The organism is Thermodesulfobacterium geofontis OPF15, from assembly GCF_000215975.1.
In the GTDB taxonomy this organism is placed as follows: domain Bacteria; phylum Desulfobacterota; class Thermodesulfobacteria; order Thermodesulfobacteriales; family Thermodesulfobacteriaceae; genus Thermodesulfobacterium; species Thermodesulfobacterium geofontis.
The window spans coordinates 1,494,849-1,510,677 of sequence record NC_015682.1 but is presented as its reverse complement, the minus strand read 5'-3'; the positions used below and the strand labels follow the sequence as shown (position 1 = coordinate 1,510,677).

The 15,829-nt window shown below is 29.7% G+C and carries 14 protein-coding genes; 12 read left to right on the top strand and 2 right to left on the bottom strand.

Features of this window, described 5'->3' with window-relative positions:
• The first annotated feature begins 27 nt into the window (after window positions 1-27).
• From TOPB45_RS07755 to TOPB45_RS07715, 9 genes are read left to right on the top strand one after another with little or no spacing between them, the layout of a single operon-like run.
• Window positions 28-1,650 carry an AAA family ATPase gene (locus tag TOPB45_RS07755; RefSeq protein ID WP_013910284.1) on the top strand — a complete coding sequence of 541 codons (1,623 nt, stop codon included), beginning with the start codon at window positions 28-30 and terminating at the stop codon, window positions 1,648-1,650.
• Between the two features lie 10 nt (window positions 1,651-1,660).
• The gene (locus tag TOPB45_RS07750) at window positions 1,661-2,020 is read left to right on the top strand and encodes a response regulator (protein ID WP_013910283.1); all 360 of its coding nucleotides are present in this window, start codon (window positions 1,661-1,663) and stop codon (window positions 2,018-2,020) included.
• Between the two features lie 3 nt (window positions 2,021-2,023).
• On the top strand, window positions 2,024-3,193 hold the full coding sequence (locus tag TOPB45_RS07745) for a radical SAM/SPASM domain-containing protein (RefSeq protein WP_013910282.1): 1,170 nt from the start codon (window positions 2,024-2,026) through the stop codon (window positions 3,191-3,193).
• A complete protein-coding gene (locus tag TOPB45_RS07740; RefSeq protein ID WP_013910281.1) occupies window positions 3,186-3,776 on the top strand; it encodes an IMP cyclohydrolase in 591 nt (196 codons plus the stop codon). Before TOPB45_RS07745 ends, TOPB45_RS07740 begins: the two co-directional genes overlap by 8 nt.
• Window positions 3,777-4,457: a type I 3-dehydroquinate dehydratase gene (locus TOPB45_RS07735; protein WP_013910280.1), complete on the top strand. Its 681-nt coding sequence runs from the start codon at window positions 3,777-3,779 to the stop codon at window positions 4,455-4,457. It abuts the gene before it with no gap.
• 6 nt (window positions 4,458-4,463) lie between these two features.
• On the top strand, window positions 4,464-5,288 hold the full coding sequence (locus TOPB45_RS07730) for a shikimate dehydrogenase (protein WP_013910279.1): 825 nt from the start codon (window positions 4,464-4,466) through the stop codon (window positions 5,286-5,288).
• Window positions 5,285-6,559, top strand: a complete 1,275-nt coding sequence (gene aroA, locus TOPB45_RS07725) for a 3-phosphoshikimate 1-carboxyvinyltransferase (protein WP_013910278.1) — start codon at window positions 5,285-5,287, stop codon at window positions 6,557-6,559. The genes TOPB45_RS07730 and aroA overlap by 4 nt, the downstream gene beginning before the upstream one ends.
• On the top strand, window positions 6,552-7,082 hold the full coding sequence (locus TOPB45_RS07720; RefSeq protein ID WP_013910277.1) for a shikimate kinase: 531 nt from the start codon (window positions 6,552-6,554) through the stop codon (window positions 7,080-7,082). Before aroA ends, TOPB45_RS07720 begins: the two co-directional genes overlap by 8 nt.
• On the top strand, window positions 7,079-7,723 hold the full coding sequence (locus TOPB45_RS07715; protein WP_013910276.1) for an MBL fold metallo-hydrolase: 645 nt from the start codon (window positions 7,079-7,081) through the stop codon (window positions 7,721-7,723). Before TOPB45_RS07720 ends, TOPB45_RS07715 begins: the two co-directional genes overlap by 4 nt.
• Here TOPB45_RS07715 and TOPB45_RS07710 read toward each other — a convergent pair.
• Both TOPB45_RS07710 and TOPB45_RS07705 read right to left on the bottom strand, forming a co-directional pair.
• A complete protein-coding gene (locus TOPB45_RS07710; protein WP_013910275.1) occupies window positions 7,720-9,027 on the bottom strand; it encodes a UDP-glucose dehydrogenase family protein in 1,308 nt (435 codons plus the stop codon). The genes TOPB45_RS07715 and TOPB45_RS07710 overlap by 4 nt on opposite strands.
• A 21-nt stretch (window positions 9,028-9,048) precedes the next feature.
• On the bottom strand, window positions 9,049-10,149 hold the full coding sequence (locus tag TOPB45_RS07705) for a D-alanyl-D-alanine carboxypeptidase family protein (protein ID WP_172632673.1): 1,101 nt from the start codon (window positions 10,147-10,149) through the stop codon (window positions 9,049-9,051).
• A gap of 99 nt (window positions 10,150-10,248) precedes the next feature.
• On the opposite strand from TOPB45_RS07705, the gene polX reads away from it, so the two are divergent.
• The 3 genes from polX (at window position 10,249) to tmcD (ending at window position 15,819) form a co-directional block, all read left to right on the top strand.
• On the top strand, window positions 10,249-12,069 hold the full coding sequence (polX, locus tag TOPB45_RS07700) for a DNA polymerase/3'-5' exonuclease PolX (RefSeq protein ID WP_013910273.1): 1,821 nt from the start codon (window positions 10,249-10,251) through the stop codon (window positions 12,067-12,069).
• 2 nt (window positions 12,070-12,071) lie between these two features.
• Window positions 12,072-14,387 carry an AAA family ATPase gene (locus tag TOPB45_RS07695; RefSeq protein ID WP_013910272.1) on the top strand — a complete coding sequence of 772 codons (2,316 nt, stop codon included), beginning with the start codon at window positions 12,072-12,074 and terminating at the stop codon, window positions 14,385-14,387.
• Between the two features lie 169 nt (window positions 14,388-14,556).
• A complete protein-coding gene (gene tmcD / locus TOPB45_RS07690; RefSeq protein ID WP_013910271.1) occupies window positions 14,557-15,819 on the top strand; it encodes an electron transfer complex subunit TmcD in 1,263 nt (420 codons plus the stop codon).
• Window positions 15,820-15,829: the final 10 nt, after the last annotated feature.

Below are 15,829 nucleotides of genomic sequence, written 5' to 3'. Positions count from 1 at the left end.
TTAAAAAGACGTATATTAAATTTTGTTATGCTTAAAACACCAAAATATAAAATAGAAAAAATTGATTCCTCAAAAAGTTATAAGTCCTTTTATGATTTTAATCTTAAGCCTGCAGAACTTGAAGCCTATTTGGATGAATATATTGTAGGACAGAGAGAAGCTAAAACTATTATAGCAACTAAGATTTGTACCCATTTTCATAAAATCAAAAACTTTCTTTTAAAACAAGGCAAAGAAGATGCAACAGAATTTATAAAAAATAACATTTTCATTATAGGACCTACAGGGGTAGGTAAAACTTATATGATAAAACTTATTGCTAAAAAAATTGGAGTTCCCTTTGTAAAAGGAGATGCAACTAAATTTAGTGAAACAGGTTATGTAGGAGGAGATATAGAAGATTTAATTAGAGATTTATATTGGGAGGCAAATGGAGATTTAGAAAAAGCTCAATTTGGAATAATATTTTTAGATGAGATTGATAAAATTGCCTCTTCTGGAGAAACAATAGGTCCAGATATTTCAAGAACTGGAGTTCAAAGAGCCTTATTAAAACCTTTAGAAGAAACTGAAGTAGAAATTAAAATTCCCCAAGAAAATTATAGCCTCTTTGAAGTTTCGGAATCACAGGGGAAGCTAAAAAGAAAAAAAGTTACTCTTAATACCAAATATGTACTTTTTATTGTAAGTGGAGCTTTTCAAGGATTGGAAGAAATTATTAAAAAGAGAATGAAAAAACAAAGTATGGGATTTATTTCCGAAATTGAAAATAAAGAGGAGATAAAAATTAATTATTTTAAGTTTGTTATTCCTGAAGATTTAGTAAATTATGGATTTGAAAGAGAATTTGTGGGAAGATTTCCAGTTATTGCAGTTTTTGAACCTCTAACAGAGGATGAATTGTATGAAATACTTTCCAATCCTAATGATCCAGTTGTGATAAATAAAAAAAGGGATTTTAAAGTTTATGAAATTGATCTTGCATTTACAGATGAGGCATTCAGAGAAATAGCTAAAATGGCTTATAAAGAAAATACAGGTGCTCGTGCCCTTGCCCGTATTTTAGAAAGAATTCTTATTCCCTTTGAAAGAACCCTTCCTTCTCTTTCTTTTAATTTTTTAGGTGTGACTAAAGAAATTGTTGAAGATCCTTATAAAGTTTTGTTAGCTATGAGTGAATCACCCTATAACCCTAAATGGAAAGAAAATTATTACAAAGCTTTAGAAGATGAAAAAAGAAGAGTAAAAAATTATTTGAGCCGTAGAGAAAAATTATTATCTGAGGATAAGTTGGAAATTACACCAAAAAGATTAGAACTTATATTTAAACTATATAAAGAAAAAGACATAGAGCTAAACAAAGCTTTGGAAGAGATTTTATCTCTTTGGAGACAGATAAAAAGCTATGAAATGGCTTTTGAAAGAAAAAACTTTTTAAAAATAATTTTTACTGAAGACGCTGTGGATAATATATTAGAAGCAGTAATAAAGAAAAATTGGGGAGTATTTACTTATTGTGAAAATATAATGTCTAAATTGGAATATAGTTTAAATTATTTAAAAGAGATAAGGGATAAAGAAGTAATTTATATAAATTCTTTAGCTTTTAGGGATCCGGAGAAGTTTATAGAAGAATATCTTTTAATTTGAAAATAATTAGATGGTATATTTAGCTCTTTCAGAGAGCCTATATAATAAATTAGCTAAACTTCTGCAAGAATATAAAATTAAATACAAAATCATTGAAGATGGTGAGAGCTTGCTAGAATTAGCTAAAAAGGAAAGACCTAAACTTATTATTTTAGAAAAAGACTTGCCTCTTCTTGACGGTTTTGCTGTAACTCTTTTATTGAAATCTGATGAGAAAACAAAAGATATTCCTATTTTAGCTGTTTGTAAGTGTAAATATAAAGAAGAAGAGATAAAAGCCAAAGATTGCGGAGTAGATGATATAATATTTTGTCCTTTTGAGGAAAAGGAAATAATTGAAAAAATAGAAAAATGGATGAAAGGTAAATAAGACATGATAAGTATATCTAAACTCTATTGTGGTGCTGTTGAAGCTCTTGACCATATAAGATATGGAAAAACATCTTTTAAAGATAAAAGACCTGTGGTTGTTTGGAATGTTACTAAAGCTTGTAACTTAAAATGTATTCATTGTTATGCTAAAGCTGATAATAAGAGAGCACCTGATGAACTAACTACAGAAGAAGGTTATAAGTTTCTTGAAGATCTTGCTCAATTTGGTTCTCCAGTAATCCTTTTTTCCGGTGGTGAGCCTTTAGTAAGACCTGATATTCTTGATTTAATCAATAGGGCAGTAAAATTAGGATTAAGAACTGTTATTTCTACAAATGGTGTACTTATTGATGATTCTTTGGCAAAGGAATTAAAAAAGCTTGGTGTTTCTTATGTAGGGATTAGTCTTGATGGTTGGAAAGAAGTTCATGATAAGTTTAGAGGGGTAAAAGGTGCTTTTGAAAAGGTAATCTCAGCTGTTTTGGCTTGCAAAAAAGAAAATCTTAAAGTGGGTTTACGGTTTACTATGAGTAAACTTAATGCTAAGGAAATACCTAAAATTTTTGATTTAGTTGAGGAATTAGAAATTCCAAGAATTTGTTTTTATCATCTTGTTTACTCAGGAAGAGGATCAAAACTTATAGAGCAAGATTTAAGTCACAAAGAAACTCGTTATTGGGTAGATTATATTATTAATAGAACTAAAGAACTACATGATAAAAATTTAAAAGTAGAGGTTTTAACAGTTGATAATCATGCAGATGGTCCCTATCTTTATTTAAGAATGAAAAAAGAGGGGCATCCCAAAGCAGAAGAAGTTTATGAACTTCTTAAAATAAACGGAGGGAATAATAGTGGGGTTGGAATTGGCTGCGTTTCTTGGGATGGATTTGTTTATGCTGATCAATTTTGGAGAAGTTATACCTTTGGGAACGTAAGAGAAAGACCTTTTAGTAAAATATGGATGGATACTTCAAATCCCTTAATGGCAAAATTAAAAGAAAAGAAAAAATATGTAAAAGGCAGATGCGCTAAGTGTAAATTTTTAGACCTTTGTGCAGGTAATTTTAGAGCCCGAGCTGAAGCAGTAACAGGGGATATATGGGCTCCAGATCCAGCTTGTTATTTAACTGATGAAGAAATAGGAATTTCAGAAAATAAAAATGAATAAAATAGAAAGAGCTTTAATAAGTGTTACAGATAAAACAGGCATTGTTGAATTTGCAAAAGAACTAGAAAATCTTGGTATAGAAATTATTTCTACAGGTGGAACAGCAAAAGTTCTAAAAGAAGGAGGAGTTAAAGTAATTGATATTTCTCATTTAACAGGTTTTCCGGAAATACTTGAAGGAAGAGTAAAAACTCTTCACCCAAAAGTTCATGGCGGTATACTCTTTAAAAGAGATGAAAAAGAACATTTAGAAACTATTAAAAAATATGAAATAAAACCCCTAGATTTAATAGTAGTTAATCTTTATACCTTTGAAAAAGTTGTAGAAGAAGGTGCAAATCTTGAGAAAGCTATAGAGAACATTGATATTGGAGGTCCAACCTTAATAAGAGCAGGAGCTAAAAATTTTAAATACGTTACAGTAGTTGTTGATAAGGAAGATTATCCCTTAGTTTTAGAAGAAATCAAAAAGTACGGAAATACAACATTAAAAACAAGATTTGAACTTGCTAAAAAGGTTTTTAAATTAACAAGTAATTATGACCAGATGATTTTTAACTATCTTTCCCAAATTGATATCTAAATGTTTTGCATCACTGTAGCAGAAACCTCCTATAAAAAACTTTTAGACACAATAAAAAAAGGAGCTAAATATACTGATTTTTTTGAAATAAGAGCAGATTATTTGGAAGAGTTGAACACTTTATATTTAGAAAAACTTCTTAAATTGCCCTACAAATTTTTATTTACTCTTAGGAGCTATGAAGAGGGTGGTTATAAAAAATTCTCAGATGATTTTAAATTAAAATGGATTTCTTGGGCTTTAAAACAAAATTTTTACTTAGTTGATTTAGAATGGAAATTTTTTAAAAAATTTTCTACTAAATTGAAAGATTTGGATTTTGATAAAATTTTGTTTTCTTATCATGATTTCAAAAAAACTCCATCTGAAAATTATCTGATAAAAATACTTTTGGAAATGAAAAAAAGAAAAGTAAAAAAAGCTAAAATAGTTTGTTTATGTAAAACTTTTGAGGATTCTTTTAAACTTTTAAATCTTATCTTTTTAGCTAAAAAAAGGGGAATTGAGTTAATAAGTTTTGGTATGGGAGAAAAAGGAAGACTTAGTAGAATACTTTCTTTATTTTGCGGATCTCCCTTTACTTATGTAGTTTTTTCTAAAAAAGAAGTGGTTGCTCCAGGGCAATTTGATATAAAATCAGCTCTCAAAATTTATAATAATCTTAAACAAATGATAAGTTAAATAATTATGTATGAAGTTTATGGAATAATTGGAGATCCTGTGAGTCATTCTTTATCTCCTATAATGCATAATCTTGCTTTTAGAGAAAAAAATATAAGAGCAGTATATGGAGCTTTTAGAGTAAGTGCTGATCAGTTGGCAAAAGCTGTAGAGGGAATAAAAGCTCTTAATATAAAAGGTCTTTCTGTAACCATTCCTCATAAAGAAAAAATTATAGAATATTTAGATGAAATAGATGAAATAGCTTATGAAATTGGGGCAGTTAATACTGTTTTAAATAAAGAAGGTATTTTAAAAGGATACAATACCGATTGGATAGGTGTTATAAAGGCTTTTGAAGTAAATGGAGTAGAACTTAGAGATAAAAAAATTGTTGTTATAGGAGCTGGAGGGGCTTCAAAAGCAGTTATCTATGCTCTTATAAAAAGTAAGGCAAAGAAAATCCATGTTTATAATCGCACCTTTGAAAAAGCTAAAATTTTAGAAGAAAAATTTAAAATAATTGCAAAACCTTGGGAAGAACTAAAGAATGCAGAGGGAGATATTATTATTCAAACAACTAGTGTAGGATTAAAATCCTGGGAAACCCCAGTTGAAGAAGAGATAATTTCCAGATTTAAAGTTGCTATGGATATAGTTTATTTGCCTTTAAAAACTAAATTTTTGTCTATAGCTGAAAGATACGGAAAAATAATTGATGGGTTGCAAATGCTTCTTTATCAAGGAGTTGAACAATTTAAACTTTGGACAGGTATAGAACCCCCTGTAGAGTTAATGAAAAAAGCTCTATATGAAGAAGCAAAAAGAATAGAAAAAGAGATTTTAAAATGAATATCAAAGAAGTAAAACCCTTAAAATATTTTGAAAAGATCAGTTTAAAGCTTCCTGCTTCTAAAAGTTTAACTCAAAGAGCCCTTATATGTAGTGCTCTTGCTCAAGGAGTTTCTCAGATTATTAATCCTTTGATAAGTGAAGATACTCTTTTACTAAAAGATGCTTTAAAAGCTATCGGAGTAAATATAAAAGAAAAAGAAAATATTTGGGAGGTTGAAGGAAGATTTCCTCCTCTTCTTTCAGGAAAAAAAATATACTTAGGAAATAATGGCACCGGTGCAAGATTTTTTATAGCTTTAGCTTCCTTAGGTAAAGGTTCTTATGTGGAAATTTATGGGAAACCAAGACTTCATGAAAGACCAATGGATCCTTTAATTGAAAGTTTAAGAAAACTTTCTTCTCATATTGAATGTCTTGAAAAAGAAGGATTTTTGCCCATAAGAATTAAGGAAGGAAAACTTGTTTCTCAAAAAATAAGCCTTCCTGGTAATATAAGCAGTCAGTTTATTTCTGCCCTTCTTCTTATTGGACCTTGTTTACCTAATGGTTTAGAAATTTTTATAGAAGGGCAACTTCTTTCTAAAGCTTATGTAGATCTTACAACTAATATAATGAAAACTTATGGAGTAGAAGTAGAATTTTTTGAAAACAAATTTAAAGTTTCACCCTCTTTTTATAAACCTACATCTTATGAAGTTGAAGCAGATGCTTCAACAGCATCTTATTTTTTAGCTATTCCACTTGTTTTAGGAAGAGGAGAAATAATAATCGAAAATTATAACCCCTTTTCTAAACAAGGAGATGTAAAGTTTTTAGAATATATAAAAAAAATGGGAGCAAAAATTGAAATTTTAAATCCCTTAGGAGTAAAAGTAAGTTTTGAAGGAATACCTCAAGGGATTGAGATAGATCTTAGCGATACCCCAGATCTTTTTCCTACTTTATGCATTTTAGGAGCTGTTGCAGAAGGGAAAACAGTTCTTAAAGGAGCTCCGCATCTACGTTATAAAGAAACTGATCGAATCAAGGCTATGGTTACAGAATTGAGAAAACTTGGAGTTAAAGTAGAAGAATTACCAGATGGAGCTATAATTGAAGGGACTAAAGAATTTAAATCCGCGATTATTAATACCTATGATGATCATCGTATTGCTATGTCTTTTGCTATTTTAGGATTAAAAAAAGAGGGTATTAAAATAGAAAATCCTGAATGTGTAGTTAAGTCTTTTCCAGAATTTTGGAAATATATAGAAAAGCTTTATGGATAAGATTATATTAATTGGTTTTAGATGTGTAGGAAAGACTACTATCGGAAAAAAAATAGCAGAAGTTTTAGAGTGGAAATTTTTAGATCTTGATGAAGAAATTCAAAAAAAATTAGGTAAAACTATAAAAGAAATAGTAGAAGAAAAAGGTTGGAGCTATTTTAGAAAAATAGAAAAAGAAGAAATGAAAAAACTTGAAGAATTAAAAGAAATAGTAATTGCTTTGGGAGGAGGAAGTGTGCTTCATCAAGAAGAAATGGAAAATCTTTTAGAAAATAGCTTAGTAGTATGGTTATATTCTTCACCTGAAGTTATAATAAAAAGAATAAAAGAAGATGAAAAAACTTCTTTTCAAAGACCAGCTCTTAAAAATTTAGATTTAGAAAAAGAAATCTTTGAGATTTTAAAAGAAAGAATGCCTCTATATGAAAAATTTTCTCATTTTAGAATAGATACTGATAATTTAAATATTGAATCCGCAGTGAAAGAGATTTTAGAAAAATTATCTCAGAAGAGGAAAAGATGAAAATAGAAAGATTAATAGTTGGGCCTTTAGAAGTTTGCTGCTATATAGTATATTCTCCAGAAACTAAAGAGGGAATAATTATTGATCCAGGAGATGCAGATCCAAGAATTCTTGAAAAGGTTAAAGAGCTTGATATAAAAATAGTAGCTATTTTGGGGACTCATGCTCATGCTGATCATGTAGCTGGAGTTGAATATTTAAGGAAAGCGTTAAAAGCTCCGTATTTAGTCCATAAATTAGATGAAGAGTTTTTTAAAGATCCTACCAATTTTTCTATGTTTAAATCTTGGGGTTTTACTGAGAATCCAAGAGCAGATAAAGTATTTGAAGAGGGAGAGGCAATTGAATTTGGTAATGAGTATTTAAAAGTAATTCATACACCTGGGCATTCTCCTGGTTCAAGTTGTTTTTATAATGAAAAACATAAAGTTCTTTTTACAGGAGATACCCTTTTTGTAGAAGCTGTAGGAAGAGCAGATCTTCCTGGAGGAAATTATTTTCAGATGATAGAATCAATTCAGAAGAAACTTCTAATTCTTCCTGATGATACCAAAATTTATCCAGGACACGATTATGGACCTAAACCAACTTCAACTATAGGAGAAGAAAAAGAAAATAATCCCTTTTTACAAGAATTTTAAGCTCTTCCTATTCCAGAATAACTAAAACCAAGTTTTTTTACTATAGAAGGTTCGTATATGTTTCTCATATCTATAAGAACCGGAGTTCTCATAACCTTTTTAATTTGAGATAAATCAAGGAAACGAAATTCATTCCATTCTGTAAGGATTACTATAGCATCTGAGTCTTTGGCACATTCTAAAGGATTGCTTGAATATTCAATATTTGAATCGCCTACAGCTTTTTTAAATTCATCCATTGCTACAGGATCATAAACTTTAACTTTAGCTCCTTTTTTGATCAATGTAGGTACTATCACTAAAGCAGGACTTTCTCTAACATCGCTGGTATTTGGTTTAAAAGATAGACCAAAGATAGCTATAGTTTTTCCAGAAAGATCCCCTAAATAGGTTTCCAACTTTTCAATTGCTCTTAATTTTTGTCTTTCATTAACTTCAAGAACTGCCTCTAAAATTTTAAAAGGAGAACTTATAGATCTTCCATGTTGTACAAGAGCTTTGACATCTTTCGGAAAACAGGAACCTCCAAATCCTGGTCCTGGATTTAAGAATTTAGGTCCAATTCTTGGATCAAGCCCCATACCTTTAGCAACTACAGTTACATCAGCTCCCACTTTTTCACAAAAATTAGCTATTTCATTTATAAAAGTGATTTTTGTTGCTAAAAAAGCATTTGATGCATATTTAATAAGTTCCGCTGTTTCAAGGTTAGTAATAATAAAGGGTGTTTCAGCTAAATAAAGAGGACGATAAATGTCTTTGATAATAGCAATAGCATAAGCACTTTCTCCACCTATTATAACTCTATCTGGATGCATAAAATCTTCAATAGCAGCCCCTTCTCTTAAAAACTCCGGATTAGAAATAATATCAACTGCTACGTCACTTTTTTTATTAGCGTCAATTAAAGATTTTATCCAACGGTTTGTTCCTACTGGAACAGTACTTTTGGTAACAATTACTTTATATTCATCTATTACTTCTGCTAAAGAAAGAGCTACCTCTTTAATTTGAGTTAAATCAGCAGATCCGTCTGGATTCGAAGGAGTACCTACACAAATAAAAATTACTAAAGAATTTTTTACTGCAGATTCAAGATTAGTTGTAAAATAAAGTCTTTCAGCTTTAATATTTTTCTTAACTAATTCTTCTAAACCAGGTTCATAAAAGGGTACCTCTCCTTTTTTTAATTTTTCAATTTTCTCAACATCCTTATCTACGCAAATAACTTTCATTCCAAAATCTGCAAGGCAGGCACCTGATACTAAACCCACATATCCAGCACCAATTACTGCAATATGCATAAATTAGACTCCAAAAATTTTTTAAGATTTAGTATGTTTAATTTTGATATTTTTCGCTATAGAAGATTTTTTAGACTTAACAAATGTCTTTTTAGAATCCTTCTTAGTTAGTATCTTTTTAGAGCTTATCCTTTTTACTATCATCTTTTTAGAACCTTTCTTCTTAGCATATTCATTATAACCTAATTTAGCTTTTTTGTAAATTCTTGAGTAAGGCTTTTTGAAATTTTCATTTGCCAAAACATTAGTATTTACTACTGTAGTAATATATACAGGAGATATTTTATGATTTAAAACCATTTTAGCAAAATTTATAAGATTTTTGGAATCCCTCCAAAGAGATTCTCTATTTGGGGAGCCTAATACCGAAGTTATAATCAATCTATCCTCTACATAAGCTCCATTTACTAAGCAATGTTTAGATGCCCGGGTAAAACCAGTTTTTCCTCCAATAATATTAATTTCTGGTTCAGAATCATCTAAAAGTTTATTTGTGTTTTTAATTATTAAAGTTCTTCCTGTTTCTGAAGTTATTACTTTAACTGGAGTGCTTATAATCTCTTTTATTAAAGGATATTTTAAAGCTTCATAAAATATAATAGCCAATTCATAAGGAGTGGTATACTGATTTGGAGCAGGTAATCCTGAAGCTGTAACAAAATGAGAATTTTTTAGTCCTAAACTATAAACCTTTTTATTCATTAATACAGAAAAATTTTCCTCTGATCCAGCAACAGCTTCAGCAAGGGCTACCGCTGCTTGGTTAGAAGACTTCATAAGTAAAAGATAAAGAAGGTCTTTTACTGTATAAACTTCTCCTTCATATAATTTAGGAGCTACACTTGGTGTCTGTTCAGCATTTTTGGATATTCTTATTTTTTCTGATAAAGAAAGACGATCAAGAACTACCATTGCAGTTACTAATTTTACAGTACTTGCTGGAGGTATCTTTAAATGAGGATTTTTAGCATAAAGAATTTTTCCTGTCTTTCCATCAATGGCTACAGCACAAATAGCATTGACTTCTGGATAGAAATCAGGTGTATTTGCTTTACTTAAATTAAAGTTAACAAAAATTAAAAATAGAAAAAAAACGATAAAAATAAATAAAAGTTTTTTCATTTTTTTCATTTATAAAGAAAAATTTTTAAGTAAAATAACATAAGATTTCTAAAAAGTCAAATTTTAAAAAAAAGAGAAATTTTTAGGAAATTTTAGAAAATGGAAGAAAATGTAGTAAATTTATTTAATAAATGCATCTTATTAAATCTTGTAAAGTCTGAAAAAGCTTATAAAATTTTTAAAATTAGAATGAAAAACAAAGAAGTAGCAGAAATTTTTAATAAAGTAGCAGCGCTTTTAGAGATAAAAGGGGATAACCCTTATAGAATAAGAGCTTATCAAAAGGCAGCTCAAACTATTGAGGCACTTACTACAGATATAGAAGAATTAGCCAGACAAGGAAAATTAGAAAAATTACCTGGCATAGGTGCAGATTTAGCAGGAAAGATAAAAGAAATTTTAAGAACAGGGACACTTTCTCTTTATGAAGAATTAAAGAAAGAAATTCCTTTAGTATTATTGGATTTTTTAGAAATTCCAAGTCTTGGACCTAAAAAAGTAAAGGTTCTTTATGAAAAGTTGGGAATTACAAATATTGAAGAGTTAGAAAAAGCTTGTAAAGAACATAAAATAGCAAAATTACCAGGTTTTGGCTGGAAAACAGAGGAAAATATTTTAAAAGGCATAGCTCTTTTTAGAGAAAAAAGAGGAAGGAGACCTCTTGGAGAAGTTTTACCTTTAGCTGAAGAAATTATAGAAACTCTCAAAAGAGAAAGCCCTGTTGAAAATATTGCTGTAGCAGGAAGCATAAGAAGAAAAAAAGAAACAGTAAAGGATATAGATATTCTTATTACTTCTGTTCAGCCAGAAAAGGTAATGAAAAAAGTTACTGAACTTCCTTTAGTTGAGGAGGTAATAGCTTTTGGAGAAACTAAAACCAGTGTGAGACTTAGGACAGGTATTCAGATGGATGTAAGAGTAGTTGAACCAGATTCTTGGGGTGCAGCACTTGCTTATTTTACAGGTTCAAAAGCTCATAATATAAGAGTTAGGGAACTGGCTTTAGAAAAAGGATTAAAAATAAATGAGTATGGAGTATTTAGAGGAGAAGAAAAAATTGCAGGAAAGACAGAAGAAGAAGTTTATGCCTCCATTGGACTTCCTTTTATCCCTCCGGAGTTAAGAGAAGATAGAGGAGAAATAGAGGCAGCTTTGCAAGGTAAATTACCTAAGTTAGTTGAATATAATGAAATTTTAGGTGATGGTCATGTGCATTCCAAATATAGTGATGGAACTGCAAGTTTAGAAGAAATAATAGCTAAAGCTGAAAAAATGGGTCTTTCTTGGATAGCAATATGTGATCATTCACAAGGATTAAAAGTTGCGGGTGGTGTCCCTATCGAAGATCTTTTCAAAAAAAAGAAGCATATAGAAGAATTAAATAAAAAGTCTCCGAAAGTTAAATTAATTTTTGGAGCCGAAGTTGATATCCTTTCTGATGGCACTTTAGATTATCCTGATGAAGTATTAGCAGAGATAGATTTTGTTATTGCAGCTATTCATACAGGATTTCAACAAACAGAGGAACAAATTACTAATAGGATAATTTCAGCTCTAAAACATCCTTTAGTTCACGCTATTGCTCATCCTACAGGAAGAGTTATAGGAGAAAGAGAACCTTATGCAGTAAATATGCCTAAAATTTTAGAAGTGGCAAGTGAATATGGTAAAGCTTTAGAAATAAATGCTTATTATAAGAGGCTTGATTTAGATGATATAAACACAAGAGCAGCTAAAGAAAGGGGCATACCTCTGATTATAGGAACTGATGCACATTTTATAGATCAATTAGAATATTTACCCCTTGGAACAGCTGTTGCAAGAAGAGGTTGGTGCGAAAAAAAGGATATTTTAAATACTTTAACTTATGAAGAATTTATGGCTTGGCTAAAAAAATTGAGAAATTTATCTAAAAAGTAACCTTGTCTTATTTAGAACTCAAAGAAGTTTATACTCATAATTTAAAGGGTATAGATTTAAAAATTCCTCTCAACTCCTTAGTAGTAATAACTGGTCCCTCTGGTTCTGGAAAAAGTTCTTTGGCAATTAATACTATAGCTGAGGAAGCTAAAAATAGACTCTTTCAAATATTAAACTATTCTCAAGAAGTTAGTTTAAATGTAGTTCCTAAAGCTAAATTTGTTTCCCCTTTACCACCTATCATAGCAATGACTCAAGGAGTTAAAAATTGGCATCCCTATAAAACTATAGGAGAATTTCTTTTCCTATATCAAACCTTAAGATTACTTTTTGAAGAATTTGGAGAATATAAGTGCCCTGCTTGTGGAGAATTTAATAAGGTAACCAATCTTAATAAAATTATAAAATGGTACCAAAATTTGAAGGAAGGAGAAAAATTTTATTTCCTTTTACCTCTTCCAGAAAGTTCACCTAAAGCTTTAGAATTTTTGATTTCTCAAGGATATACCAAATATATAATTGATGACAAAGAAATTGATCTTTCTGAAGAAAGTATTCCAGCTAAAATTGAAAGAATATATCTTTTGCTTGATAGGATGGTGAAAGAAAAGGGATCTATGGAAAGATTTTTGGAAAATTTAAGAATAAGTCAAAGTTTAAATCAAGGAAGAATAATTCTTAAATTTTTAAAAGGAGGAGAATATTTTTTTAATCTTAAACCTATTTGTTTAAGATGTGGAACCCAACTTTTAACAGAATGGATAAAATGTAAATCTTGTAAAGGATATGGATATAAAGGTAAAGAAGTTTGTAAGGATTGTGAAGGATTAAAAATAACTTCTGTTATTTTGGAAAGTAAACTTTTAGGAAAATCTATAAAAGAATGGCTTATTTTATCTATAAAAGAATTTTATTATACTTTAAAAGAACTGAATATTCCTGAGGGTTTGAAATCATGGTTTGAATCTATATTTTTTAAATTAGAAAAAGCCCTATTTTTAGAGATAGATTATTTAAAGCTTTCAACTCCAGTTTTTAATCTCTCCATTGGAGAAAGAAAACTTTTAGAATTACTTCTTATTTTTGGTATCAATTTAAATAAAGTTATCTATATATTAGATGAGCCGACACTTGGTTTAGATATAGATAAAAAGAAAAAACTTCTCATTCTTTTAAGAAACATAATAAACCATGATAACTCGGTAATCTTAATAGAACACGATCCCTATATTATTGAAAATGCTGATTATATAATAGAACTTGGTCCAGAAGGAGGAGAAAGGGGAGGCTATTTAATTAAAGCAGATTTTAAAGAAGAATTTTTTAAAAAACCTGATACTCTCACTTCTCAATATTTAAAGGGAAAAAGAAAACTTATAGATTTATCCTTTATTTCTAAAGACTATCCTAAGGAAAAAAAACTAATTGAAGTTTTTGTAGAGAAACAGAAAGTAAATCTATTAAAAGAGGGGATTAATTTAATTTATGGGAAAATAGGTAGCAAAAAAACTTTATTTTTTGAAAAGCTTTATGAGGTTTTGAAAAAAGAAGGAAAAATTTTAAAAATTGAAGCAAAAGAACTTAAAGGTAGGGATGACCTTATAATAAGTTATACAGGTATTTGGGATGATTTAAAAGAAATATTGATTAAACTCCCCTCTGCAAGGATAAAAGGACTAACTCAAAAGAATTTTAGTTTTCATACCAAGGAAGGGGTTTGTTCAAGCTGTAGAGGTAAAGGAAAAAGAATTTGGGAAACAGAAAATTTAAAACTTAGCTCTATCTGTGAAGAATGTTTTGGTAAACGTTTAAATCCTGAAGTATTAAATCTAACTTACAAAGGATTTAAAATTTCTGAAATTTTTGATTTTACTATAGAAGAGATATTATCTATATTTAGCGGCGTTTATCAAATAAAGGAAAAAGTTCAACTGCTTAAAGAACTCAATCTTTCTTATTTAAAGTTAGGACAGAGTATTGAAGAACTTTCAGGAGGGGAAAGAAATAGGCTTTTCATAGCAAAAAAACTTTTAGGTAATATAAAATTTGATTATCTCTTTTTAGAGTATCCTTTACAGGGGTTACATTTAGAAGACATTAAATATTTTGCAAATTGGCTAAACACCTTAAAAAGAAAAAATATTACTATAGTTATTTTAGATACTAATTTAATAACTTTATTTTTAAGTGAATGGATTATAGAAATCAAGGAAGGAAAGCCAAAATTTATGGGATATCCTAAAGATTGGCTAAAAACTTTGGAAGATAAAAATTTTAAAGAAGAAATTTTGTTTTATCATAATTTTTTTGATAAATAAATATATGATTAAAAAACGTAAAAAGTTAAAAAAAGAAAGATTTAAAAAAAATTTTTTTGAAAAATTTGTAAAAATATTGAATTTTTAAGATTTTTATGCTCTTGACTTTTTTGGAGAGTTTTACCAAAATTTTAAATTTAAAAGTATTCTTAGAGGGAGGATAATTTTAATGAGAGAAGGTTGGGATTGGGAGACTAAGAATAAAGTAATTGCAAATATAAATGAGTGGAAGGAAAAATTTATTGATATAAGAGAACTTACTCCTTCTCCTGATGGAGAAAAAATTGCAGGAATTGTTCAACCTGAAACTCGTAAATTTACCTTATGTATAAATGGAGAGACCTGGGAAGAACTTTTTGATAGGATGTATTCTCTTAAGTTTAATTTAGATAATGAGCCTATTTGTCTTGGTTATGCAGATTATCAGTGGAATTTAATAATAGGAGAGAAAGGTGAAACTCGTTGGGAAAATACTTTTGATATGGCATGGAATCTAACTTTAAGTCCTGACACCAAAAGTATAGCCATTAATTTTAGAACTCCAGAAATGACCCAAGGAGTTTGTCTTAATGATCAACCTTGGGAAAATCTTTTTGTTGAAGTAAGAGACGTAATAATGAGCCCTGATGGTCAAAGAACAGCTTCTCGTGTGCAGATAAATCCAAGAAGAGAATTAGATATTTTTTGGTTTTATGAAAAAAATTATACTATTGCAGTTGATGGTATACCCTGGGATAATTCATTTATGAGTATTTATGGTGGTGTATTTAGCGATGATGGGAATCATGTAGCAGTTTGTGTAATGACTGATCTTTCTAAATATACTATAGCAGTTGACGGTAAAACTTGGAATAAAGAATTCGGGGGTTGTTGGGAGCCTATTTTTGTACCTAAGAGTTCTGATGTAATTGCACCTGTTCAAACACAAGAAGGATGGACTTTGGCTAAAAATGGAGATCCTATATGGCCTTACTTTTTGCAAGTTTGGAAACAAAAATTTAGTCCTGATGGTAAAAAAATAGCAGCAGTTGTAGCTTTAGCTTCGGGAGAATGGACTGTAGCTATAGATGGGAATCCTTGGAAGATTACTTTTAATCAGATGGTTTTAGATCCTCATTTTAGTCCAGATAGTAAAAAGGTAGCTGCTGTAGTAAAACATAATAATAAATGGACCATAGCAGTTGACGGATATCCTTGGGAAACTTGGTTTGATAATGTATGGGATCCGATATTTTCTCCAACAGGGGATAAGATAGCTGTTAGAGCAGAAAAAGACGGAAAATATTTTATTGTAGTTGATGGAAAAGTTAGTAAAGAAGCCTATGAATGGTTATGGGACCCTGTTTTTAGTCCGGATGGTTCTAAAATTCTTGTAAGATGTATAAAAGATGGTAAGTATTGCAGAAAAGTTTTTTCTGTTAATGAAATATAAATAAAGAGGG